Here is a 21,236-nt window from a genome sequence, read left to right as displayed (position 1 = left end):
CATGCGCGAGGTGCTCGAGGGCTCCCAGGCGGTCGCCCGGACCGTGGCCCGCTGCCGGCCAGGCGTGGTGTGCGCGTACCCGATCTCCCCGCAGACGCACATCGTCGAGGCGCTGTCCGTGATGGCCCGCACGGGCGAGCTCGCACAATGCGAGTACGTCAACGTGGAGTCCGAGTTCTCGGCGATGTCGGTGTCGATCGGCGCCTCCGCCGGCGGCTCGCGCGCCTACACCGCGACCGCGTCGCAGGGCCTGCTCTACATGGCCGAGGCGGTCTACAACGCCGCCGGCATGGGCCTGCCGATCGTCATGACGGTCGCCAACCGCGCGGTGGGCGCGCCCATCAACATCTGGAACGACCACTCCGACGCCATGGCGATGCGCGACTCGGGATGGCTGCAGCTCTTCGCCGCCGACAACCAGGAGGCCGCCGACCTCCACGTCATCGCGTTCGCCGCCGCGGAGGAGCTCGGCATGCCCGCGATGGTGTGCATGGACGGCTTCGTGCTCACCCACGCGTCCGACGTGGTCGAGCTCCCCACCGCGGAGCAGATCGACGCGTTCCTCCCGCCGTACCGGCCCACGCAGGCGCTCGACATCCAGAACCCGACGACCATCGGCACGATGGCCGGGCCCGAGTCCTTCACGGAGACCAAGTACCTCCAGCACCTGCGCTTCCTCGACGCGACCGGCGTGATCGCGTCGTGGTCGGACCGCTTCCGCGAGGCCTTCGGGCGCGAGGCGGGCGGGCTCGTCGCCCGCTACGACCCGGACACGCTGGACCGCGACCGGATGGCGCCGCCCGCATCGTCCGACGACCTGGTCGTGGTGGCGATGGGCTCGGTGATCGGCACCCTCCAGGCCGCGCTCGAGCCGATGCGCGCGGCGGGGATCCCCGTGCGGCTGGTCGGCATCTCGTCGTTCCGGCCGTTCCCGGGCGACGCGCTGCGCGAGGCTATCGGCGACTCGCGGCACGTCATGGTGATCGACCGGGCCCTCGAGCTGGGCTCGGGCGGCGTGCTCACCGGCTGCGTGGGGCGCGCGCTCGCCGGCACCCGCTCGCGGCTGCACTCGGTGGTCGCCGGGCTGGGCGGTCGGCCCATCCTCGAGGCGTCGCTGCAGGAGGCGGTGCGCATGGCGCTCGACGGCGAGCTGGGGAGGCTCGAGTTCCTCGACCTCAAGGAGGGTGGCGTACCCACGCCGGCCGCCGGTGCGACGGAGGTGGCGCGATGACCACGGTGCACATCCCGTTCCTGCAGACCGGCACGCTCGCGGTCGGCGGGCGGCTGCTGGACGATGCGGAGCGCTCGGTCCAGTCGCACGCGGACCGGCCGTCGTCCCTCACCAAGGGGCACCGCGCATGCCAGGGCTGCGCCGAGGCGCTCGCCGCGCGGTGGGTCATGGACACCGCGGTCGAGGCGGCCGACGGCAAGCTGGTGGTCGCGAACGCGACCGGCTGCCTCGAGGTGTTCTCGACGCTGTACCCCGAGAGCGCGTGGAAGCCGCCGTGGATCCACTCGCTGTTCGCCAACGCCGCCGCCGTGGCGACCGGGATCGCGGCGTCGCTGCACGCGCAGGGTCGCGACGACGTGCGCGTCCTCGCCCAGGGCGGCGACGGCGGGACCGTGGACATCGGCCTCGCGGCGGTCTCGGGCATGTTCGAGCGCAACGATGACGTGCTCTACGTCTGCTACGACAACCAGGGCTACATGAACACCGGCGTGCAGCGGTCGTCGGCGACCCCCGCATCGGCCCGCACCGCGACCACCCCGGCGGTCGGGCGCAGCCCCGGTCAGGCCTTCGGGCAGGGCAAGTCGATGGTGAAGATCGCGATGGCGCACGAGATCCCGTACGTCGCCTCGGCGACGGTGGCGGACCTGCGCGACCTCGAGCACAAGGTGCGCACTGCGATGTCCATCCGGGGCGCGCGCTACCTGCACGTGCTGGTGCCGTGCCCGGTCGGGTGGGGCTCGTCCTCGTCGCAGTCGATCGCGCTGTCGCGGGCCGCCGTCCAGTCGGGGATCTTCCCCGTGGTCGAGGCGCGCGCGGGCGAGCTCACCGACGTGCAGCGCATCCGCGAGCGCGCCGACGTCGAGGAGTACCTGCGTCCGCAGGCGCGCTTCGCGCACCTGTTCAAGCCCGGCGGCGAGGACGCGCTGGCGCGGTGGCGCGCGCTCGCCGACGCCAACATCCGCCGCTACGACCTCCTGGGAGAGCGCTCATGACCAGCCACGACGCCCCTCCGACGCTCGGCCTGTCGACCGGTCCGGCCACGTCGCTCGCGTACCACACGGGCACGTGGCGCACCGAGCGGCCCGTCTACGTCGAGCTCGCTCCCCCGTGCTCGCTCGGGTGCCCGTCGGGCGAGGACATCCGCGGCTGGCTCGGCTCCACGCAGGAGGGCGAGGCGGGCTTCGAGACGGCGTGGCGCCGGCTCGTCGCCGCGAACCCGTTCCCCGCGGTCATGGGACGCATCTGCTATCACCCCTGCCAGACGGCCTGCAACCGCACGGACGTGGACGAGGAGGTGGGCATCAACGCGGTCGAGCGCTTCCTGGGCGACACCGCGCTCGAGCGCGGCTGGCCGCTGCCGGCGCCCGCCGCATCGTCCGGCCGTCGCGTGCTGGTGGTGGGCTCGGGGCCGGCGGGGCTATCCGCCGCCTACCACGTGCGCCAGCTCGGTCACGAGGTGGTGGTCCGGGAGGCCGCCGCCGAACCCGGCGGCATGATGCGCTACGGCATCCCCGCGTACCGGCTGCCGCGCGACGTGCTCGCGGCGGAGATCCGCCGCATCGAGGACACGGGCGTGCGGATCGAGTGCTCCACGCCGGTGACCTCGCTGGACGATGCGCAGGCGGAGTTCGACGCCGTCGTGCTGACGGTGGGCGCCGGCGTGGCGCACCACGTCGACATCCCCGCGGGGGCGGCGTCGAAGATCGTCGACGCGATCGACGTGCTGAGGGACGTCGCCTCGGGGCACGCGCCGCTGCTCGGGCGCCGCGTCGCGGTCTACGGCGGCGGCAACACCGCGATGGACGCGGCCCGCACCGCGCGACGGCTCGGTGCCTCCGAGGCGGTAGTCGTCTACCGGCGCACGCGCGAGCAGATGCCGGCCCACCCGACGGAGCTCGAGGACGCGGTCGGCGAGGGCGTGCGCGTGCAGTGGCTGTCGACCATCTCCCAGGTCGAGGGGCAGACGATCACGATCGAGCGGATGGAGCTCGACGAGGACGGGCGGCCGCACGGGACCGGGGTGTTCGAGGAGCTCGACGCGGACACCGTGATGCTCGCGGTCGGGCAGGATGCCGACCTCACGTTGCTCGGCGACGTGCCCGAGGTGGTCGTGGCGGACGGCGTGGTCCAGGTGGATCCCACCACGCTCATGACCGGCCGCGACGGGGTGTTCGCGGCGGGCGACGTCTCGCCCGGCTCGCGCACGGCGACGTACGCGATCGGGCGCGGGGCCCGCGCGGCGAAGGCGGTGGACGCGTGGCTCGCGGCGCGGGTGCTGCCGGCCGAGCCGGTGCAGCGTGAGGCCACCGCCGAGCGGCTGCAGCCCTGGTACTACTCCGACGCTCCCAAGCAGCACCGCGCCGAGCTCGAGGCGGCGCGCCGTGTGACGGGCTTCGAGGAGGTGCTGGCCGGGCTCGACGCCGAACACGCGGTGTTCGAGGCGCGGCGCTGCATGTCGTGCGGCTCGTGCTTCGAGTGCGACAACTGCTTCGGCATGTGCCCCGACGACGCGATCAAGAAGTTGGGCCCGGGGATGCGCTACGAGATCGACTACGACTACTGCAAGGGCTGCGGCATCTGCGCCGAGGAGTGCCCGTGCGGCGCGATCGACATGATCCCGGAGGTCAGGTAGGCGGTTCGTGGGGCGGGGGGCGGTCCGCGCCCCGCGCCCCGCGCCGCGAGCGCCCGCCCCGCGAGCGCCCGCGCCGCAGGCGCCCCGCTGACACATGAGCACACGTTTCGGCTCGAAAACGTGCACCTATGTGTCAGTGGGGCGCATCGGGGGCCGGACGGGAGCCCGGAGACGGCGAAGGCCCGCCCCGGCGAGCCCAGTGGGCTGCCGAGACGGGCCTTGCGAGTCTGCCGAGGGTTACAGCGGACGGATGTTCGCGGCCTGCATGCCCTTGGGGCCACGCTCGGCGTCGAACTCGACACGCTGGTTCTCCTCGAGGGTGCGGAAACCCTGGGTGTTGATCGCGCTGAAGTGCGCGAAGACGTCGGCCGAGCCGTCGTCCGGGGCGATGAAGCCGAAGCCCTTGTCCGGGTTGAACCACTTGACGGTACCGGTAGCCATATTGCTGTCCTTCGTATTGCTGACCGCGGGGCGGTCGGTGTTGCTGCGCCGGCGACGCCGACGTGCGTGGATGACCGGCGGCGGATGCCGACGGACGATGATGTGGTGGACCACGATGCGGTGCTCGCCCTGGTCGGGCGGCGGGGCCGGATGCGCGGTCCTGGCGGAGATATACACGCCTTGGCGCTGATGAGGCTCGGAATCCGGGTCCGCCGGGCTCGACGAGCACGCGAGCGGCTGCTCGCACGGACCAGTGTACGGCATCGGTCGCGCCGCCAGCCGGGCCCTTCAGCCGACGGCGCCGCCGCGAGCGTCCGCCCCCACCGCCGCGGCGTCGGCGGCGCCGAGCTCCGCGAAGGTCTCGGCGACCCAGTCGGCGACGAACGCCGCGGTGTAGGCGAGGTGGTCGATCGAGATGTGCTCGGTGCCGCCCTCGGGCTCGTCGAAGACCTTGAGCTCCCGCTTGGGGCTGTTGACGGCCTGCTCGAAGGACCGATGCGCCATCGCCACCGGTATCTGACGGTCGTTCGCGCCGTGGGTGATGAGGAACGGCACGGAGATGTGCTCGACGACGCCGTCGAGGTGCATGTCCTTGGTGCGCTCGAGGAAGTCGTCCATGCCCGACGCGCCCCACACCCACTGGACGTGCTGCCAGTAGTGCGGGACCGGGTTCTCGCCCTCGCGGTCGAGGCGGCGGCGCTGCACCGCGGCCCAGTCGTGGTTGGCGCCCCACGCGACCACGAGACGCAGGCGCTTCTCGAACGCCGCGGCGCGGGGGGCGTAGTAGCCGCCGAGCGACCAGCCCACGATGCCCGCGCGCGACGCGTCCACATCGTCCCTGGTCTCGAGGAAGTCGATGCACGCGGCGGCCCAGACCTCGGTGTCGTGCCGCGCGGTGAGGCCGCGCATGCGCAGCGCCTCGCCCGATCCGGGGGTGTCGACCATGAGGGTCGAGATGCCGCGACGCGCGAGCATCTGCGGGAACTGCGAGTAGTACATCATCTCCTTGGTGGAGTCGAGCCCGTTCCACTGCACCATGACGGGCGGCAGCGAACCCTCCGGCACGGCCGCCGGGTCCGCGTGATAGAGGTAGCCCGGCAGGCTCGCGTCGCCGTACGGGATCTCGACGGTCTCGAACGGCGCGCCGGACAGCTCGACGTGCCGCAGGAGCAGGTCGATCGACTTCTGATAGGCCGCCTTGCGCCCCTCCCAGCCGGGCGACTGGAGCCGCTCCGCCTGCGACGTGTACAGCGAGGCGCGGTAGTACTTGTCGCCGGCGCCGATGAGCCGGCCCCGGGCGACATCCTCCTCGGCCGAGGCGATGAGCCGGTCCGCCACGGCCGCCCACGAGTCGTAGAGCAGCTCGGTGCCGACGTCGTCGCCGTTGCGGGAGGCCTCGAGGACCGGCTTGCAGGCGCGGTCCACCTCGTCGATGAGGCCGCCGTTGTTGAGCGCGGCGACCGCGGCCATGCTCCACACGTAGTTGGTCGGGAAGTACATGAACATGGGGGCTCCACACCTCGCTCGCGCCGTTGCGTCGAGCCCACCCTAGGAGAGGCCCACCCATCCGCACAGTCGAATTTGGCGATGCCGGATATGCGCGCGAGTGATGACACGCACCCCGCACGCCTATCCATGCCAGTGATGGAGGGCATACCCAGATCGGCGTTCCCTGATAACCCGCGCCCTGGCGATAGTGGGACCCGAGCCGGCAACGACGCCGGGCGTACCGAAAGGATCGACGATGATCTCACTCCTGTCGCACCTGTCCTACGTGGCGATCACGTCACCCGATGTCGAGGCGTCGGTGAAGTTCTACGAGGAGCAGGTCGGGCTCACCGTCGTCGACCGCATCGACGGCGACGTCTACCTCCGCTGCTGGGGCGACTACTACCGCTACAGCGTGGTGGTGAAGCCCGGCCCGGAGCCGTCGCTCGCGACCATGGCGTGGCGCACCACGAGCCCCGAGGCGCTCGAGGAGGCCGCACGCCGCGTCCAGGAGGCGGGCATCGCTGGCGCCTGGGTCGAGGGCAACGCGATCGGCCGCGCGTTCGAGTTCGTGGGCCCGTGGGGCCACGCGATGACGCTGCACTGGGACGCCGAGCACCACCACGCGGAGGGCGAGGCCGCCTCGATCTACCCCGACCGCCCGTCGCGCCGCAGCCGCTTCGCCGGCGCGCCCCGCCAGCTCGACCACGTCACGATCGCCACCAGCGACGTCGACGGCTTCGTGCGCTGGTACGTCGACGTGCTCGGCTTCCGCTTCATGGCCCGCACGGTGCTCGACGAGGCCCCGATCTCGGTCTTCTCCGTGCTCACCACCAACGAGAAGTCCCACGACCTGGGCGTGGTCCTCGACGGCTCGTCCCGCGCCGGCCGCGTCAACCACTACGCCTTCTGGGTCGACACGCGCGAGGAGCTGCTCATCGCCGCCGACACCCTCATGGAGAACGGCACGGACATCGAGTATGGGCCGTCGATCCACGGCATCGGCGAGCAGAACTTCCTCTACTACCGCGAGCCGTCGACCCTGCGCATCGAGCTCAACACCGGCGGGTACCGCAACTACGTCCCCGACTGGGACGCGCCGACCTGGAAGCCGTCGCTCGGCTCCAACAACTTCTACCGCAACAGCCGGATGCCGATGTCGATGACCGAGTCCTTCCCGCCCGCGGACGGCCCCTCGGCCACCGAGGAGGGCGTGCCGGACGAGATCAAGGACGCTTTGCTCAACCCCTACGCGGCCCACGGCCGGGGCTGACCACCAGACGACCCGGCGGTGGCGGCCGAGGCCTGCTCCTCCGCGCTCAGCCGCCGTCGCCGGGCATCACCGCGAAGGTCGTCGCGACCTCCGCGAGCACGGACCGGAGCCACTGGTGGCCCGGGTCCGAGTCGTAGATCCCGTTCCACCAGAAGGCGTCCTTGATGGGCGGCACCGGGACGGGGAAGTCGAGGATCCGCAGCCCATGCAGGGACTGCACCGCGAGCGCGAGGCGCTCCTGGAGCAGACCCAGTCGCTGGGTCCCCGCCACGAGCGCGGGCAGCGTCGCGAAGCTCGGGGTGACCACCTCCACCCGCGGCTCGATGCCGAGGGTCTGCATCTGCCGTACCGCGGGCGTGAACTGCGTGGCGCGGTTCATCGCGAGCACCCAGGGCAGCCGCGCGAGGTCCTGCTCCGTGAGCGCCTCCCCCAGCTCCTCGTTGTGCTCCCACGCCACCACCACCCAGCGGTCCTCCAGCACGTCGAGGTACCGGTCCGAGCCGACGAAGCCGTGCGGCAGGATCATGCCGTCACAGTCGCGCAGCGACTCCGGCGCCGCCTCGAGCGTCTCCCATGTGAGCGTCTCGAACGTGAGCCGTGCATGGGGCGCGGCCGCGGACACCGCGAGCGAGATCTCTCGGCCGGCGATGCGGAACGCGTAGTCCGCGCCCAGGATGCGGAAGTCGCGGTCGCTCGTGGCCGGGTCGAACTCCGCCTGGGCGGAGAACAGCCGGTCCATCGTCTGCACGGCCGCCCACGTGCGCTCGCGCAGCGACACCGCGAGAGGGCTGAGCTCGTAGGCGTTGCCGTGGCGCACCAGCAGCTCGTCGCCGAACAGGCGCCTCAGCTTCGCGAGCGACGCCGACAGCGCCGGCTGGCTCAGGCTGAGCCGCTGAGCGGCGCGGGAGACGCTGCGCTCCTCCAGGAGCGCATGCAGCGGGAGGAGCAGATTCATGTCGAGGCTGCGCAGATCCATGACGCGACCCTAGCGGCCTATCGACGACACGAATAGCGCTCATTGCGGAATTCGTCTTGGCTGATGCCTCCGTCACCGGTTGACTGGCCCTGGGCGCGACGATGCGCCCGAGGGAGCGACATGGGCGTCACATCCGCAGGCTTCGATCCTCGCGATCCGGAGGCCGCCGTCAGCGCGATGGCGCGCGCCGTCAGCAACTGGGGACGCTGGGGCGAGGACGATGCGGTGGGCACGCTCAACCTCATCGACGACGCCGCGCGGGCCCGGGCCGCGGCGCTGGTCCGCACGGGTGTCTCGCTCTCGCTGTCGCTGCCGTTCGACATGAACGGCCCCCAACGAGGCTGGCGGCGGCGCACCAACCCGGTCCACACGATGCTCGACACCGGCACCGACGCCGAGCGCGGCAGCCAGGGCTTCCCGCACGGCATCGGCGGCGCGGACGACGTCATCGCGATGCCCCTCCAGTGCTCGACCCAGTGGGACGGGCTGGGCCACATCTTCGACCACGGCCTGGCGTGGAACGGTCGCCGCGCGGGCGACGTCGTGACGTCCGACGGCGACCTGGTCACGGGAATCGAGCACGCGGCCTCCCTGGTCACCGGCCGCGGCGTGCTGCTCGACCTGGGCCGCCACCTGCGCCCCGACACCGGGGAGCTCGAGGACGGCTACGCGATCACCGCCGCGGACCTCGATGCCTGCATCGCGGCGCAGGGCCCCACGAGCGCGGTCGGGACGGGCGACATCGTGCTCGTGCGCACCGGCCAGCTCGCGCGCGCCAAGCGCGACGGCTGGGGCGAGTACGCGGGCGGACCCGCGCCCGGCCTGTCCTTCACCACGGCCACGTGGATGCGCGAGCGCGACATCGCCGCGATCGCGACCGACACCTGGGGCTTCGAGGTGCGCCCCAACGAGTTCGAGAACGCGTTCCAGCCGCTCCACCAGGTGGTGATCCCCCACATGGGCCTCACCATCGGGGAGATGTGGGACCTGGACGCGCTCGCCGAGGCCTGCGCCGCATCGTCCCGCTACGAGTTCCTGCTCACCGCCGCGCCGCTGCCCATCACCGGCGCGGTCGGCTCCCCCGTCAACCCCATCGCCCTGCTCTGACCCGGAAGGAAGGGATCACCCATGACCGCAACGACGCGTGTCGCCATCGCCGGAGGCGGCGTCGCCGCCTGCGCGCTCGCCATCCAGCTCGCCCGGGAGGGCCTCGAGGTCGACATGTTCGACAAGGCCGATCGCGTGAGCGCGCTCGGCTCCGGGATCACCCTCCAGGGCAACGCCTTGCGCGCGTTCGGACACCTGGGCGTGTGGGAGGAGGTCCAGGCCGCCGGCTACGCCTTCAACGGACTCAGCCTGCGCGCCCCGGGCCCGGGCGCGCCCGTCGTCGCCGACATGCCGGAGATGAGCATGGGCGGGCCGGGCTTCCCCGCGGGCATGGGCATGTACCGACCCGACCTGGCCCGGATCCTCACGGACGGCGCCATCGCGGCTGGCGCGCGCCTGCACCACTCCTCCGAGGTGACCGGCTGCACCACCCGCGAGGACTCGGTCGACGTCGAGGTCAACGGCGAGATCGTCGGCACGTACGACCTGCTGGTCGGCGCGGACGGGCTCCACTCGCGGGTCCGCGAGGCGATCGGCATCGATCTCCACCCGCGCCGCACGGGCATGGGCATCTGGCGCGCGTTCGTGTCCCGGCCCGCCGAGGTCACCCACACCGAGCTCTACTACGGCGGCCCGATGTACATCGCGGGCTACACGCCCACCGGCGAGGACACCATGTACGCGTTCCTCGTCGAGGACGCGCAGGAGCACGTCGACGTGTCCGACGAGGAGGCCGTCGAGATCATGCGCGCCCAGTCGATGGCGTACGACGGCCCGTGGAACCACATCCGCGCGGACCTGTCGACGGCCTCGCACGTCAACTACACGTGGTTCACCGAGCACGTGATCGAGGGCGCGTGGAACCGCGGCCGCACGGTGGTCATCGGCGACGCCGCCCACTCGTGCCCGCCCACCATCGCGCAGGGCGCCGCCCAGGCGCTCGAGGACGCCGAGGTACTCGGCGAGCTCATCCTGCGCGGCGACCCGATCGACCAGGCGTTCTGGGACGAGTTCCACGAGCGCCGCGTGGACCGCGCGACGATGGTGGTGCGCTCGTCGGTGCAGCTGGGCGACTGGCTGCTCGAGGGCCGCCGCGACGCCGACGTGCCCGGCCTGGTCGCGTCGGTCGCGCAGCGCGTGAGCGTGCCGGCGTGAGGATCGGCCGCTGGAGCCTGGAAGGCGTCGTCCACGACGGCGTCGTTCGGGACGATGCGGCGGTCCCCTTCGCGGGCGGTCGCACGGTGGCCGACGCGCTGGCGGCGGGGCTCGCGAGGCTCGACGAGATCGCGGGCTGGGCCGACGAGGCCGCCGCGGTCCCGCTCGGGGACGTCGCGCTGCTCGTACCGCTGGAGGCCGCGACCGTGCGCGACTTCGTGGCCTTCGAGGAGCATGTCGAGGGCGTGACCGCGGCGGTCGACGGCGCCAGCCACGTCGCGCCCGAGTGGTACGAGCTGCCCACGTTCTACTTCACCAACCCGCACACCCTGCTGCCCGACGGGGCCACGGTGCGACCGCCGGTGTCCTCGCGCCTGGACTTCGAGCTGGAGGTCGCCGCCGTCATCGGAGGCGCGGACGGCTCCGACGGCCGGGACCTGTCCCCCGCCGCGGCCGAGGCCCACCTGTTCGGCTACACGATCATGAACGACTGGTCCGCCCGGGACGTCCAGGGGCGCGAGATGCGCGTGCGCCTCGGTCCATGCAAGGGCAAGGACTTCGGCATGAGCCTCGGGCCGTGGATCGTCACGGCGGACGAGCTCGCGCCGTACCGCGACGGCGAGGGCTTCCTGTGGATCGAGGCGGAGGCCACCGTCAACGGCACGCGGGTCGGGCACGACCTCCTGTCCAACATGGGGTGGCCTTTCGCGGAGCTCGCCGCCTACGCGTCGCGGGACTCGCGCATCGTCCCGGGCGACGTCCTCGGATCGGGCACCGTCGGCAACGGCGGTTGCCTCGCCGAGCTGTGGGGCCGCTCCGGCGGGCTCACACCCCCGTCGCTCGCCGCCGGGGACGAGGTCGTCCTCGATGTTCAGGGGATCGGCACGCTCCGCGGCACGGTCGGCATCGCCGCCGCGCCCGCGGCCATCCCGCCCGCACGGGCGCGCAGCCGCGCACGCAGCAGGGCATAGCGCTCGGGCACCGAGGCGCGGTCAACCGCGCGAAGGCCCGCAGCGCGCCGAGGCGTCACCCGCGATCGGAGTACGCGATGCTGCGCAGCAGTGCCCGGAGCGCCTCGACCTCGGCCGCCTCGTACGGCGCCCACAGGTCGCGCTGCGCGTCCTCGATCCGTGTCCGCGCCTGCTCGAACAACGCTGCCCCGGCCGGGGTCGCGGCGACGATGCGCGCCCGGCGGTCGGACGGGTCCTGGCGGCGCTCGAGAAGGCCCCGCGCCTCGAGCTCGTCGACCAGCGCGACGATCTGGCTCGGGTCGAGCCGGAGCCGCTCGGCCAGCTCGCGCTGCGACGGCTCGACCTCGACCGCCAGCGCGAGCACGGAGTACGTGCGCACCTTGAGCCCGAGATCCGCGACCGCGCGGTTGCCCACCGCCGACGCCATCGCGCTGGCGCGCGCGAGCAGGAAGCTCGTGTCGGCGTCGAGCGTCGGCGAGCTGTGCACGCGCGCACCCCGGTCGGTGTCCATGCCCTCATCCTGCCACGCTTCGTGATGAAGTCAATCATTGACATTCTCAACGACTTCTGATGTGCTGACGTCTAGAACAAGGGAGTTCTCGCATGTCACCAGACCACACCTCGCTCGCCGGCAAGGTCGCGATCGTCACCGGATCCGGGCGCGGCCTCGGCCTCGCCTACGCCCTCGAGCTCGCACGGAACGGCGCCGCGGTCGTCGTCAACGACGTCGACGAGGAGGCCGCGAGCGCGGCCATCGAGCAGATCGCCCGGGCGGGCGGGAACGCCGTCGCCGTCGTCGCACCCGTCGGCCCCACCGCCACCGCCGACGCCCTCGTCGCCGCTGCGCTCGAGAGCTTCGGGAGGCTCGACATCCTCGTCACCAACGCGGGCGTGCTGCGCGACACCGTCCTGTGGAAGATGACCGACGACGACTTCGACACCGTGATCGGCGTGCACCTGCGCGGCACCTTCACGTGCGTGCGGGCGGCCGCCACCCACTTCCGCGAGAACGGCGTCCCGGGCCGGATCATCTGCATCGGCTCCCCCACCGGCCAGCGCGGCAACTTCGGCCAGACCAACTACGCGGCGGCGAAGGCCGGCATCGTCGGCATGGTGCGCACGTGGGCGCTCGAGCTCAAGCGCGCCGGTATCACGGTGAACGCCGTGATCCCCGTGGCCGCGACCGCGATGACCGCGACCGTGCCGTACTTCGCGGCCGCCGTCGAGGCGGACGCCGCGGGTGAGCCGATGCCCGACTTCTTCCGCCACGACCTCGGGTTCGGCACCGCCGACGACGTCGCGGGGCTGATCGCGTACCTCGCCTCCGACGCGCCGGAGATCTCCGGGCAGGCGATCGGCATCGGCGGCGATCGCGTGCAGCTGTGGTCGCACCCGGAGCCCGTCGTCACGGGCTATCGCGAGGGCGGCTGGTCGTACGAGGCCCTCGCCGACGAGCTGCCGACGTTGCTGGAGGGCGGCCTCCAATCGGTGGGCGAGTCGTTCCCGCCGTTGCCCGAGGCGCTCCAGCGCCCCCGTCCGAGCGCCTGAGCGGCACCGCCATGGCCCGCTACGAGCCGGCGATCGACCTCGCGGCGATCGAAGCCATCGACGTGCACGTGCACATCGAGGTGGACGATCATGGGCACGCGTCCCTGCCGCCCGACCTCGTCGAGGCCGCCTCGCGCTACTTCCGGACGGACGGCCCGCGGCCCGAGCTCGCGGCGATCGCCTCGCACTACCGCGAGCGCCGCATGGCCGCGGTGGTGTTCACCGTCGACGCGGAGACCCAGCTCGGTCATCCCACCCTCGACAGCGCCGAGATCGCGTCGCAGGCGGCCGACCACGCCGACGTCCTCATCCCGTTCGGGTCGGTCGACCCGCATCGTCCCGACGCGGTCGAGCGCATCGCGCGCCTCGTCGAGGACCACGGCGTGCGCGGCTTCAAGCTGCATCCGACGGTGCAGGGCTTCGATCCTTCGGACGAGCGCTGGTACCCCATGTACGCGGCGATCCAGGACGCCGGCGTGCCGGCGCTGTTCCACACCGGCCAGACCGGGATCGGCGCCGGGCTGCCGGGCGGACGCGGCCTGCGGCTCGGGCTGTCCAACCCCATGCTGCTGGACGGCGTCGCGGCCGACTTCCCCGAGCTGGACATCGTCATGGCCCATCCGAGCGTGCCATGGCAGGACGAGGCGCTCGCGGTGGCCACGCACAAGCACCGCACCTGGATCGACCTCTCCGGCTGGGGCCCCCGGTACTTCCCCGAGCAGCTGGTCCGCGCCGCGAACTCGTACCTCAAGGACCGCGTGCTGTTCGGCACCGACTTCCCCCTGCTCACCCCCGACCGCTGGCTCGAGGACATCGGCCAGACCGCGCTCAAGCCGGAGAGGCTGCCCGCGATCCTCAAGGACAACGCCGTCCGTCTGCTCGGGCTCGGCGCGTGACCCCTCCCCACCACGAAAGGCATCTCCCATGACCACCACCGTCCCCTACGCCGAGGTCCCGTCGCTCGTGGGCCGCGAGCTCGGCTGGTCCGACTGGCTCGAGGTCACGCAGGACCGCGTGAACCTGTTCGCCGACGCGGTCGACGACCACCAGTGGATCCACGTCGAGCCGGAGCGGGCACGTGCGGAGAGCCCGTTCGGAGGACCGATCGCGCACGGCTTCCTGTCGCTGTCGCTCACCACCAGGTTCTGGACCGAGCTGCTCGACGTCGACGGCGTCACCACCAAGGTCAACTATGGATTGGACAAGGTGCGCTTCATCTCCCCCGTGCAGGTGGGTGCGCGGGTCAGGATGAGCGCCGTGATCGCGGAGGTGGCCGAGATCCCCGGCGGCTTCCAGCTCACGGTCGATCAGACCATCGAGATCGAGGGCGGCACCAAGCCCGCGGTCGCGGCGCGGGGGCTCTACCGCTTCTACGCCTGAACGGACCGCACCACCCCACCCCCAAGAGCATCAGCGAGGATGACATGAAGAACCAGGGGCTCGGCGACTGGATCGCCCGGCGGCGCATCAAGTCGGCCGGCGACACCGCGCTCATCTGGCCCGGCGGCACGTACACCTACGACGAGTTCGCGGACCGCGTGGCGCGGCTCACCCGGGTGCTCGCCGACCGGGGGCTCGCCAAGCGCGACCGGCTGGTGTACCTGGGCAACAACCACCCGGACTTCCTCACCACGTTCTTCGCGTGCGGGGCTCTCGGCGCGATCTTCGTGCCCCTCAACACCCGGCTCGCCCCGCGCGAGCTCGAGTACATGATCGAGGATTCCGGCGCCGTGTTCCTCGTCACGCACGACTCCGTGCGCGACCTCGCGCGCGCGGCAGCCTGGTCGAGCGGGATCCGCAAGCGCCTCGTGGTCGACGGCGAGGCGGACCTGCCGGCCGTGGAGAGCCTCGACGAGGCGATCGCATCGACGGAGCCGTCCACGCTCGACGCCGAGGTGTCCCTCGAGGACCCCGCGATGATCCTCTACACGTCGGGCACCACGGGCCGCCCGAAGGGCGCCGTGCTCACCCACGGCAACCTCACCTGGAACGTCCTCAACGCTATCGTCGACTACGACGTCACCCGCGACGAGGTCGCGATGATGATGTCGCCGATGTTCCACGTCGCGGCGCTCAGCATGGGGGCGCTGCCGACGCTGCTCAAGGGCGGCGCCGTGGTCCTGCACGAGCGCTTCGACGGCGGTGACGTCCTGCGCGCGGTCGAGGAGCACGGCGTCACCAGCCTGTCGGGAGTCCCCACCACCTTCCAGTTCCTGTCCGAGCATCCCGCCTGGGAGTCGACGGACCTGTCGAGCATCCGCAAGCTCACCTGCGGAGGATCCGCGATGCCGCTGCGCGTGATCGAGGCCTACGAGGCCCGCGGGCTCGCGTTCTCGAGCGGCTACGGCATGACCGAGGCCTCGCCCGGCGCGACGTCGCTGCCGGTGAGCAAGGCGCGCGACCACGTGGGCACCTCGGGCCTCGCGCACTTCTTCACCGACGTGCGCATCGTGGGCCCCGAGGGCGACGTGCTGCCGCCCGGCGAGGCCGGCGAGATCCAGATCAGCGGGCCGAACGTCATCCGCGAGTACTGGCGCCGTCCCGAGGCGACGGCCGAGGCGCGCGACGGCGACTGGCTGCGCACCGGCGACGTCGGCCTGCTCGACGAGGAGGGCTACCTCACCGTCACCGACAGGCTCAAGGACATGATCATCTCCGGCGGCGAGAACGTGTACCCCGCCGAGATCGAGCAGCTCGTGATGGAGATGCCCGAGGTGCGCTCGGTCGCGGTCATCGGCGTCCCCGACGACCGCTGGGGCGAGGTGCCGCTCGCGATCGTGGCGCTGCACGAGGGCGCCCAGGTCACCCCCGACGACGTCATCGGGCATGTGCGCGGCCGCGTCGCGAAGTACAAGCTGCCGCGCGCGGCGATCCTGGTCGACGACCTCCCGCGCACCGCGAGCGGCAAGGTCCGCAAGATCGAGCTGCGCGAGCGCTTCCCCGCGCTGCCCGCGACGGAGCAGGCGCCCAGCTGAGCGGCTGGGCCGTGTCGCGCCGGGTCCGGCGCGACACGGCTCAGGCCACGCGGTGGACGGCGATCACCACACGGCACGGCTCGGGACGCGCGTACCCCACGAACTGCGCCTCCGTCAGCCACCGGTGCGCCTCGGCGCCGGTCTGGAACACGAACGCGGTCCGGTAGTAGAGCTCGTCCTCCGCGCCGGGCTCCCCCGCGCGCAGCCGCCGCTCGAGATCGGCGTCGGCATGCCAGTAACCGCGGTTGACCACGTCGATCGCCGCGCCGTCGTCGGCCCTGAGCACGTAGCGCGCGTCGAGCTGCGTGGTCGCCCCCCGCGTCACCCACCAGTCGGCGCCGATCGGCAGCACCGTCCCGCGCAGGCGGGGCCCGACGACCGTGCCGCCCAGGATCGGCGTGACGTTGAGGTCCTCCGACGCACTCCGCCCGACCCGGACGGGCTCCCCGACGTCGACGCGCAGGTCGAAGACGTGCTCGAGACTCGGACGCACCGGCATCGTCAGCCCGCCACGACGTCGCGCGCCGCGAGCGGTGCGATGTGGCCGAGCGCGGCCTCGACGGCCCGGCCCGCAGCGAGCGCGACGTGGTCGCCGTCGCGCGGGCCGATCAGCTGCACCCCCGTCGGGAGGCCGTCCTCGTCCAGGCCCGTCGGGAGCGCGACCGACGGCAGGCCCAGGAAGTTGACGGCGACGAGCAGACGATGCGCGCGCCACAGCTCGGTGGTCGCGGCGGGACCCTCGAGATCGAAGCCGATGCGCGGCATCCGGCGCGCGGACACCGGCCCGACGATCACGGGATGGTCCGCCTGGAAGCGTGCCCACGCGGCGGCGATCGCGACACGGCGCGCCCATGCCATCGCGTAGTCGTCCGCACCCGTGAACGGCTCGACCTCCTCGGCGTTGTCGAGGAAGTACGTCGTCGAGCCCGCGCTCAGCGGCGCGGGCAGCCCACCCGGCTGGAACGCGCCCACCATCTCCGCGCTCGACAGGCGCCGCCACAGCACCGCCGCCTCCTCGAGCAGCGGCGGCTCGACGTGCTCGACCTCCCAGCCGGCCGCCGTGAGCGCGGCGGCCGCGCGGTCCACGGCCTCCCCCACCTGCGGGTCGATGCCCCAACCGAGCGGGTCACGGACCACGGCCGCGCGCCGCGGCCCGTCGTAGCCGGCGGGGTGCGGCAGGGTGCTCACGAGCGGGTCACGGCCATCCGCGCCGTGCATGAGGGCGAAGGCGGTGTCGAGGTCGTCCACCGTCCGCGCGATCGGGCCGTTGACGGCGAAGTGCTGCAGCGTCAGCGTCACCGGCTCGTCGCCGGATGCCGTGGGTGCGGGGATCCGGCCCGCGGTGGGGCGGAGCGCGCACACGCCCGCCGCATACGCGGGCAACCGCAGCGAGCCGCCGTAATCGTTCCCGAGACCCAGCGGCGTCATGCCGGTCGCGACAGCGACGGCGTCGCCTCCGCTCGACCCGCCGGGAACTCGAGCGGGGTCCCACGGGTTGAGCGTGCGCCCGAAAAGGTCGTTGTCCGTGTCCCAGCGCAGCCCGAAGTCGGGCATGTTGCCGCGACCGATCGGGATCGCGCCGGCGGCGAGCAGGCGGGCGACCATGGTCGCGTCCTCCGCGGGCACGGCGTTCGCGAGGAATGGCCAGCCGCTCGTGGACGCCGACCAGGTGAGGTCGATGTTCTCCTTGACCGTGAAGGGCACGCCCGCGAGCGGCCCCGGATCGCGACCCGCCGCGAGCGCGCGGTCGACCTCGTCGGCGAGCGCCCGTGCCCGGTCGTGGAAGACGACCGTGAGGGCGTTCACGCGCGGGTTGACCTCATCGATGCGCTCCAGGTGCGCGTCGACGGCTCCGCGCGCGGTCAGCCAGCCCGCACGGATCGCCGCCGCGAGCTCGCGCATGCTCATCTGCCAGGGCTGTCGTGCGGTCATGGATGTCCTCCTGTGGTGACGATGCGCGCAGCCGCCTGGGCGGCGGCCGGCTGGTGGCTGGTGCGTGGGGGGAGGCGCCTGCGGGGCGTCCACCCGGGACGTGGGATCGAGTCGAGAAGGGCGCGGGTGTAGTCCGCCGACGGGGCATCGAGCACCTCGGCGATCGTGCCCTGCTCGAGGATGCGGCCGCTGTGCATGACCGCGACGCGGTCGCACAACCGGCGCACGGTGGTGAGGTCGTGGGAGATCATCAGCAGCGCGACGCCCGTCTCCCGCCGGATCGTGTCGAGGAGCGTGAGGATCTCCACCTGGGTGGTGACGTCGAGCGCCGACACCGCCTCGTCGAGCACCAGGATCTCCGGCTCGGCCGCGAGGGCGCGAGCGATCGCGACCCGTTGCCGCTGCCCCCCGGACAGCGCCCGCGGCCGCGCGTCGGCGAGATCGGCGTCGAGGCGGACCGCGGCGAGCAGCTCGGCGACGCGTCGATCGATCTCCCGGCGCGGGGCGAGGCGGCGATGCACCGCGACCGCCTCGGCGAGGCACGCCCGCACTGTCTGACGCGGGTCGAGCGACTGGTACGGGTCCTGGAACACCATCTGGACGACTCCGGCGCGTGCGCGACGCGCGGGCGCGCCCCGCGCGGGACGGGTCCAGGGCTCGCCCTTGACCGCGACCGTGCCCGCATCGGCGGTCTCGAGACCGCAGATGATGCGCGCGGTGGTCGACTTGCCGGATCCGGACTCGCCGACGATCCCGAGCGCGCCGCCCGCGGCGAGCGAGAAGGACACGTCGTCCACCGCCACGAAGCGCTCACGGCGGCCGCGTGGCGAACGCACCTGGAAGGTCTTCCGCAGCCCCTCGACGACGAGCACCGGGTCCTCGCGCCGGGGCGCCGCCGCATCGTCCCGCTCGGGTGGCAGCGCGGCGGAGAGGAGCCTCCGCGTGTACGGATCCGCGGCGTCCTCGCGCATGGTCGCCGCGGCCAAGGTCTCGACCGTGCGCCCGTCCTTCATCACCGCGACACGGTCGCACACGGCGCCCGCGAGCGCGAGGTCGTGGGTGATGAACAACATGGCGAGATCCCGGTGACGACGCAGGTCGGCGATCACCGCCATGACCTCCTCCTGGGTGGTGACGTCGAGCGCCGTGGTGATCTCGTCGGCGAGCAGGATCGGCGGGTCCATCGACAGGGTGGCGGCGATCATGACGCGCTGCAGGAGGCCGCCCGACAGCTCGCCGGGGCGTTGCCGCATCACGCGCTCGGGGTCGCGGATCCCCACCTCCGCGAGCAGGTCGACGGCGCGCCGATGCGCGGCATCCGGCTTCTCGCCGGCGACCGCCACCAGCGCCTCGGTCATGAAGTCGCCGATGGAGCGCAGCGGGTTGAGGTGGGCGCGGGGTGTCTGGAAGACCATGCCGAGGCGGCGGGCGCGCAGGTCGCGGAGGTCCCGCGCAGGCAGCGACGCGATGTCGTGGCCGTCGATGCGGATCGCGCCGGTCGAGCGGAACCCGGACGGCAGCAGTCCCGCGACCGCGCGGGTCGACAGCGTCTTGCCCGATCCGGACTCGCCGACGAGCCCGAGGGTCTCCCCCGCCCGGACCGCGAGCGTGCAGTCGTGCACGAGCGTCCGGCCGGCGGGGGTGGCGACGGCGAGCTGCTCGAGCTCCAGGACGGTGCGGGTCATCGGTCGGCGCCTTCCGCCCAGGACGTCACGCGCGCCCCGAGGATGTTGACGCTGAGCACCGTCACGACGACGAGCAGCGCGGGGAACATGGACTGCTCGGGCGCTCCGTTCAGGAGCGCGGGCTGGCCGCCGGCGATCATCACGCCCCAGTCCGAGGCGGGCGGCTGCGCGCCGAGGCCGAGGAACGAGATCGCGGCGAGGTCGAGCATGGCGTAGCCGAAGCCGAGCGTCGCCTGCGCGAGGATCGACGGCAGCAGGGCGGGCAGCAGGTGCCGCACGCAGATCGTCGGCGAGCCGACGCCCTGGATGCGCAGGGCCGCGATGTACGGCTTGCCCAGCTCGGTGCGCGCGCCCGCGCGGACGAGCCGCGACACGATCGGCATGTACGCGATCGACAGCGCCACGACGGGAGCGACGAGCCCCTTGCCGAACATCGCGACGGCGAGCACCGCCAGCACCAGTCCGGGGATCGCGAAGATCACCTCGACCAGCCGGGTCGAGACGCCGTCGACCACGCCACCGAACCATGCGGACAGCACGGCCACCGCGGTGCCGACGAGGGTCGACAGCAGCACCACGATGACGGGGCCCACGACGCTCGCGCCGGCGCCGGCGAGGACGCGGGAGAGGACGTCGCGGCCCAGGTCGTCCGTGCCGAACGGGTGATCGAGGCTGACGGGCGCGGAGACCTCGCCGACGTAGAGCTGGTTCGGGTCGTACGGGGCGAGCAGGGGCCCCGCGACGGCGATGACGGCGATGGCGCTCGCGACGACCGCGGCGGCGACGACGAGCGGGTCGCGGCCGGCCGCCCGGCGCGCCGGCGCCGGCACGCGCCCGCGCGTCAGCTGAGCGATGCTCATGCGTTGCTCCTTCTCTTGACGGTGTCGGGGTCGATGATCGCCACCGCGACGTCGACGACGGCGTTGAGCACGACGAAGACCGCGACGAGCAGCAGCGAGAGCACCTGGACCACGGGCAGGTCCTTGCGTGCCGCCGCCTCCGTGAGGAGGGATCCGATCCCGCTGATGCCGAAGGCCTGCTCCGCGACGGCGGAGACGGCGATCAGGCCCGCGATGGTCGCGCCCGAGACCGACAGGATCGGCGGCGACGCGTTGAGGAGGACGTGACGGCGGAACACGTGCGCGCGTGGCAGCCCTCGCACGCGCGCGGTGTCGACGTGCTCCGCGTCCTGCTGCGCCACGATCGCGCCGCGGGTAATGCGGCTCATGTAGGCGATGTAGAGGACCGAGAGCGAGACGGCGGGGAGCGTCAGGTGGTACAGGTGGTCGACGAAGCCGTCGCCTGCGCCGTACACGGGGAACCACCCGAGCACCCGGCCGAACACCCAGATCAGCAGGATCGCGACGACGAACGTGGGCATCGCGACACCGAGCGAGGTGCCCAGCAGGATGGCCTTCTCGGTGCGCCGGCGTCGGACCGCGGCGAGGATGCCGGATCCGATGCCCACGATCGTGATGAGGACGACCGTGTACCCGACGAGCAGCGCGCTGATCCCGACGCGTGGCGCGATGAGCGACGCCACCGACGTCCCGTAGACGTACGAGTCGCCGAGGTCGCCGTGCAGCACCCCGCCGACCCAGCGCAGGTACTGCATCCAGACCGGGTCGTCGAGGTGGTGCTCCGCGCGGATCGCCTCGATCATCTCGGGTGTGGGCCGGACGCCTCCGGCGAGGGCCGTGACCGGGTCGCCGGGGGTGAGCGCCACGGCGAAGAAGATCACGATGCTGGCCAGGAGGAGGGTCAGCAGCAGTCCGCCGAGCTTGCCGGCGAGCTGCCGGATCACATGCGTGGTCATCGTCCC

General features: G+C 72.5%; 20 protein-coding genes. 11 read left to right on the top strand and 9 right to left on the bottom strand.

What is annotated here, in order from left to right; all coding sequences use genetic code 11:
* Window position 1: 1 nt before the first annotated feature.
* From AOM02_RS08570 to AOM02_RS08560, 3 genes are read left to right on the top strand one after another with little or no spacing between them, the layout of a single operon-like run.
* Entirely contained in the window at window positions 2-1,231 is a 1,230-nt protein-coding gene (locus AOM02_RS08570; protein ID WP_062298743.1) for a pyruvate ferredoxin oxidoreductase, read from the top strand.
* Window positions 1,228-2,223: a thiamine pyrophosphate-dependent enzyme gene (locus tag AOM02_RS08565; RefSeq protein ID WP_062298742.1), complete on the top strand. Its 996-nt coding sequence runs from the start codon at window positions 1,228-1,230 to the stop codon at window positions 2,221-2,223. The genes AOM02_RS08570 and AOM02_RS08565 overlap by 4 nt, the downstream gene beginning before the upstream one ends.
* Window positions 2,220-3,863, top strand: coding sequence for an NAD(P)-binding protein (locus tag AOM02_RS08560; protein WP_062298741.1), 1,644 nt, complete (start codon window positions 2,220-2,222; stop codon window positions 3,861-3,863). The genes AOM02_RS08565 and AOM02_RS08560 overlap by 4 nt, the downstream gene beginning before the upstream one ends.
* Window positions 3,864-4,100: 237 nt before the next feature.
* On the opposite strand, the gene AOM02_RS08555 is transcribed toward AOM02_RS08560, so the two are convergent.
* Window positions 4,101-4,304, bottom strand: a complete 204-nt coding sequence (locus AOM02_RS08555) for a cold-shock protein (protein ID WP_062289254.1) — start codon at window positions 4,302-4,304, stop codon at window positions 4,101-4,103.
* 288 nt (window positions 4,305-4,592) lie between these two features.
* Window positions 4,593-5,810: an alpha/beta hydrolase family protein gene (locus tag AOM02_RS08550; RefSeq protein WP_062298740.1), complete on the bottom strand. Its 1,218-nt coding sequence runs from the start codon at window positions 5,808-5,810 to the stop codon at window positions 4,593-4,595.
* A 238-nt stretch (window positions 5,811-6,048) separates the two neighbouring features.
* On the opposite strand from AOM02_RS08550, the gene AOM02_RS08545 reads away from it, so the two are divergent.
* A complete protein-coding gene (locus AOM02_RS08545) occupies window positions 6,049-7,065 on the top strand; it encodes a VOC family protein (protein ID WP_062298739.1) in 1,017 nt (338 codons plus the stop codon).
* Window positions 7,066-7,111: 46 nt separating this feature from the next.
* On the opposite strand, the gene AOM02_RS08540 is transcribed toward AOM02_RS08545, so the two are convergent.
* Window positions 7,112-8,041 carry a LysR family transcriptional regulator gene (locus AOM02_RS08540; protein ID WP_062298738.1) on the bottom strand — a complete coding sequence of 310 codons (930 nt, stop codon included), beginning with the start codon at window positions 8,039-8,041 and terminating at the stop codon, window positions 7,112-7,114.
* Window positions 8,042-8,161: 120 nt separating this feature from the next.
* Between AOM02_RS08540 and AOM02_RS08535 the strand changes: the two genes are divergently transcribed.
* The 3 genes from AOM02_RS08535 to AOM02_RS08525 are packed head-to-tail and all read left to right on the top strand — an operon-like array spanning window position 8,162 to window position 11,274.
* Window positions 8,162-9,148, top strand: a complete 987-nt coding sequence (locus tag AOM02_RS08535) for a cyclase family protein (protein WP_062298737.1) — start codon at window positions 8,162-8,164, stop codon at window positions 9,146-9,148.
* Between the two features lie 21 nt (window positions 9,149-9,169).
* Complete coding sequence (locus AOM02_RS08530; protein ID WP_062298736.1) at window positions 9,170-10,303, top strand: FAD-dependent monooxygenase; 1,134 nt, start codon at window positions 9,170-9,172, stop codon at window positions 10,301-10,303.
* Window positions 10,300-11,274: a fumarylacetoacetate hydrolase family protein gene (locus AOM02_RS08525; protein ID WP_062298735.1), complete on the top strand. Its 975-nt coding sequence runs from the start codon at window positions 10,300-10,302 to the stop codon at window positions 11,272-11,274. The genes AOM02_RS08530 and AOM02_RS08525 overlap by 4 nt, the downstream gene beginning before the upstream one ends.
* Window positions 11,275-11,329: 55 nt before the next feature.
* Here AOM02_RS08525 and AOM02_RS08520 read toward each other — a convergent pair whose 3' ends face one another.
* Entirely contained in the window at window positions 11,330-11,785 is a 456-nt protein-coding gene (locus tag AOM02_RS08520) for a MarR family winged helix-turn-helix transcriptional regulator (protein WP_062298734.1), read from the bottom strand.
* Between the two features lie 92 nt (window positions 11,786-11,877).
* Between AOM02_RS08520 and AOM02_RS08515 the strand changes: the two genes are divergently transcribed.
* Genes AOM02_RS08515 through AOM02_RS08500 form a run of 4 tightly spaced genes read left to right on the top strand, consistent with a single transcriptional unit; the run spans window position 11,878 to window position 15,797 of the window.
* On the top strand, window positions 11,878-12,822 hold the full coding sequence (locus AOM02_RS08515) for an SDR family NAD(P)-dependent oxidoreductase (RefSeq protein WP_062298733.1): 945 nt from the start codon (window positions 11,878-11,880) through the stop codon (window positions 12,820-12,822).
* An 11-nt stretch (window positions 12,823-12,833) separates the two neighbouring features.
* Complete coding sequence (locus AOM02_RS08510) at window positions 12,834-13,718, top strand: amidohydrolase family protein (RefSeq protein WP_062298732.1); 885 nt, start codon at window positions 12,834-12,836, stop codon at window positions 13,716-13,718.
* Window positions 13,719-13,746: 28 nt separating this feature from the next.
* Window positions 13,747-14,202, top strand: coding sequence for a MaoC family dehydratase (locus AOM02_RS08505; RefSeq protein ID WP_062298731.1), 456 nt, complete (start codon window positions 13,747-13,749; stop codon window positions 14,200-14,202).
* Window positions 14,203-14,246: 44 nt separating this feature from the next.
* Complete coding sequence (locus AOM02_RS08500) at window positions 14,247-15,797, top strand: acyl-CoA synthetase (protein WP_062298730.1); 1,551 nt, start codon at window positions 14,247-14,249, stop codon at window positions 15,795-15,797.
* A 40-nt stretch (window positions 15,798-15,837) separates the two neighbouring features.
* Here the strand turns inward: AOM02_RS08500 and AOM02_RS08495 are convergent, their stop codons facing one another.
* The 5 genes from AOM02_RS08495 to AOM02_RS08475 are packed head-to-tail and all read right to left on the bottom strand — an operon-like array spanning window position 15,838 to window position 21,230.
* A complete protein-coding gene (locus AOM02_RS08495; RefSeq protein ID WP_062298729.1) occupies window positions 15,838-16,296 on the bottom strand; it encodes a DUF3237 domain-containing protein in 459 nt (152 codons plus the stop codon).
* 2 nt (window positions 16,297-16,298) lie between these two features.
* Complete coding sequence (locus AOM02_RS08490; RefSeq protein WP_062298728.1) at window positions 16,299-17,729, bottom strand: amidase; 1,431 nt, start codon at window positions 17,727-17,729, stop codon at window positions 16,299-16,301.
* On the bottom strand, window positions 17,726-19,414 hold the full coding sequence (locus tag AOM02_RS08485; RefSeq protein ID WP_062298727.1) for an ABC transporter ATP-binding protein: 1,689 nt from the start codon (window positions 19,412-19,414) through the stop codon (window positions 17,726-17,728). The genes AOM02_RS08490 and AOM02_RS08485 overlap by 4 nt, the downstream gene beginning before the upstream one ends.
* The gene (locus tag AOM02_RS08480; RefSeq protein ID WP_062298726.1) at window positions 19,411-20,274 is read right to left on the bottom strand and encodes an ABC transporter permease; all 864 of its coding nucleotides are present in this window, start codon (window positions 20,272-20,274) and stop codon (window positions 19,411-19,413) included. The genes AOM02_RS08485 and AOM02_RS08480 overlap by 4 nt, the downstream gene beginning before the upstream one ends.
* Entirely contained in the window at window positions 20,271-21,230 is a 960-nt protein-coding gene (locus AOM02_RS08475; RefSeq protein ID WP_062298725.1) for an ABC transporter permease, read from the bottom strand. Before AOM02_RS08475 ends, AOM02_RS08480 begins: the two co-directional genes overlap by 4 nt.
* Window positions 21,231-21,236: the final 6 nt, after the last annotated feature.

This window comes from Demequina maris, assembly GCF_000971155.1.
Classification (GTDB): domain Bacteria; phylum Actinomycetota; class Actinomycetes; order Actinomycetales; family Demequinaceae; genus Demequina; species Demequina maris.
This window is presented reverse-complemented; position numbering and strand designations above follow the sequence as displayed.

Bases quoted from the DNA above. Each gene is read 5' to 3' on its own strand.
- AOM02_RS08515 (WP_062298733.1), top strand. From the start codon at position 11,878: ATGTCACCAGACCACACCTCGCTCGCCGGCAAGGTCGCGATCGTCACC.
- AOM02_RS08485 (WP_062298727.1), bottom strand. From the start codon at position 19,414: ATGACCCGCACCGTCCTGGAGCTCGAGCAGCTCGCCGTCGCCACCCCC.
- AOM02_RS08475 (WP_062298725.1), bottom strand. From the start codon at position 21,230: ATGACCACGCATGTGATCCGGCAGCTCGCCGGCAAGCTCGGCGGACTG.
- AOM02_RS08570 (WP_062298743.1), top strand. From the start codon at position 2: ATGCGCGAGGTGCTCGAGGGCTCCCAGGCGGTCGCCCGGACCGTGGCC.
- AOM02_RS08510 (WP_062298732.1), top strand. From the start codon at position 12,834: ATGGCCCGCTACGAGCCGGCGATCGACCTCGCGGCGATCGAAGCCATC.
- AOM02_RS08545 (WP_062298739.1), top strand. From the start codon at position 6,049: ATGATCTCACTCCTGTCGCACCTGTCCTACGTGGCGATCACGTCACCC.
- AOM02_RS08530 (WP_062298736.1), top strand. From the start codon at position 9,170: ATGACCGCAACGACGCGTGTCGCCATCGCCGGAGGCGGCGTCGCCGCC.
- AOM02_RS08520 (WP_062298734.1), bottom strand. From the start codon at position 11,785: ATGGACACCGACCGGGGTGCGCGCGTGCACAGCTCGCCGACGCTCGAC.
- AOM02_RS08490 (WP_062298728.1), bottom strand. From the start codon at position 17,729: ATGACCGCACGACAGCCCTGGCAGATGAGCATGCGCGAGCTCGCGGCG.
- AOM02_RS08555 (WP_062289254.1), bottom strand. From the start codon at position 4,304: ATGGCTACCGGTACCGTCAAGTGGTTCAACCCGGACAAGGGCTTCGGC.
- AOM02_RS08535 (WP_062298737.1), top strand. From the start codon at position 8,162: ATGGGCGTCACATCCGCAGGCTTCGATCCTCGCGATCCGGAGGCCGCC.
- AOM02_RS08565 (WP_062298742.1), top strand. From the start codon at position 1,228: ATGACCACGGTGCACATCCCGTTCCTGCAGACCGGCACGCTCGCGGTC.
- AOM02_RS08480 (WP_062298726.1), bottom strand. From the start codon at position 20,274: ATGAGCATCGCTCAGCTGACGCGCGGGCGCGTGCCGGCGCCGGCGCGC.
- AOM02_RS08550 (WP_062298740.1), bottom strand. From the start codon at position 5,810: ATGTTCATGTACTTCCCGACCAACTACGTGTGGAGCATGGCCGCGGTC.
- AOM02_RS08495 (WP_062298729.1), bottom strand. From the start codon at position 16,296: ATGCCGGTGCGTCCGAGTCTCGAGCACGTCTTCGACCTGCGCGTCGAC.
- AOM02_RS08505 (WP_062298731.1), top strand. From the start codon at position 13,747: ATGACCACCACCGTCCCCTACGCCGAGGTCCCGTCGCTCGTGGGCCGC.
- AOM02_RS08560 (WP_062298741.1), top strand. From the start codon at position 2,220: ATGACCAGCCACGACGCCCCTCCGACGCTCGGCCTGTCGACCGGTCCG.
- AOM02_RS08540 (WP_062298738.1), bottom strand. From the start codon at position 8,041: ATGGATCTGCGCAGCCTCGACATGAATCTGCTCCTCCCGCTGCATGCG.
- AOM02_RS08500 (WP_062298730.1), top strand. From the start codon at position 14,247: ATGAAGAACCAGGGGCTCGGCGACTGGATCGCCCGGCGGCGCATCAAG.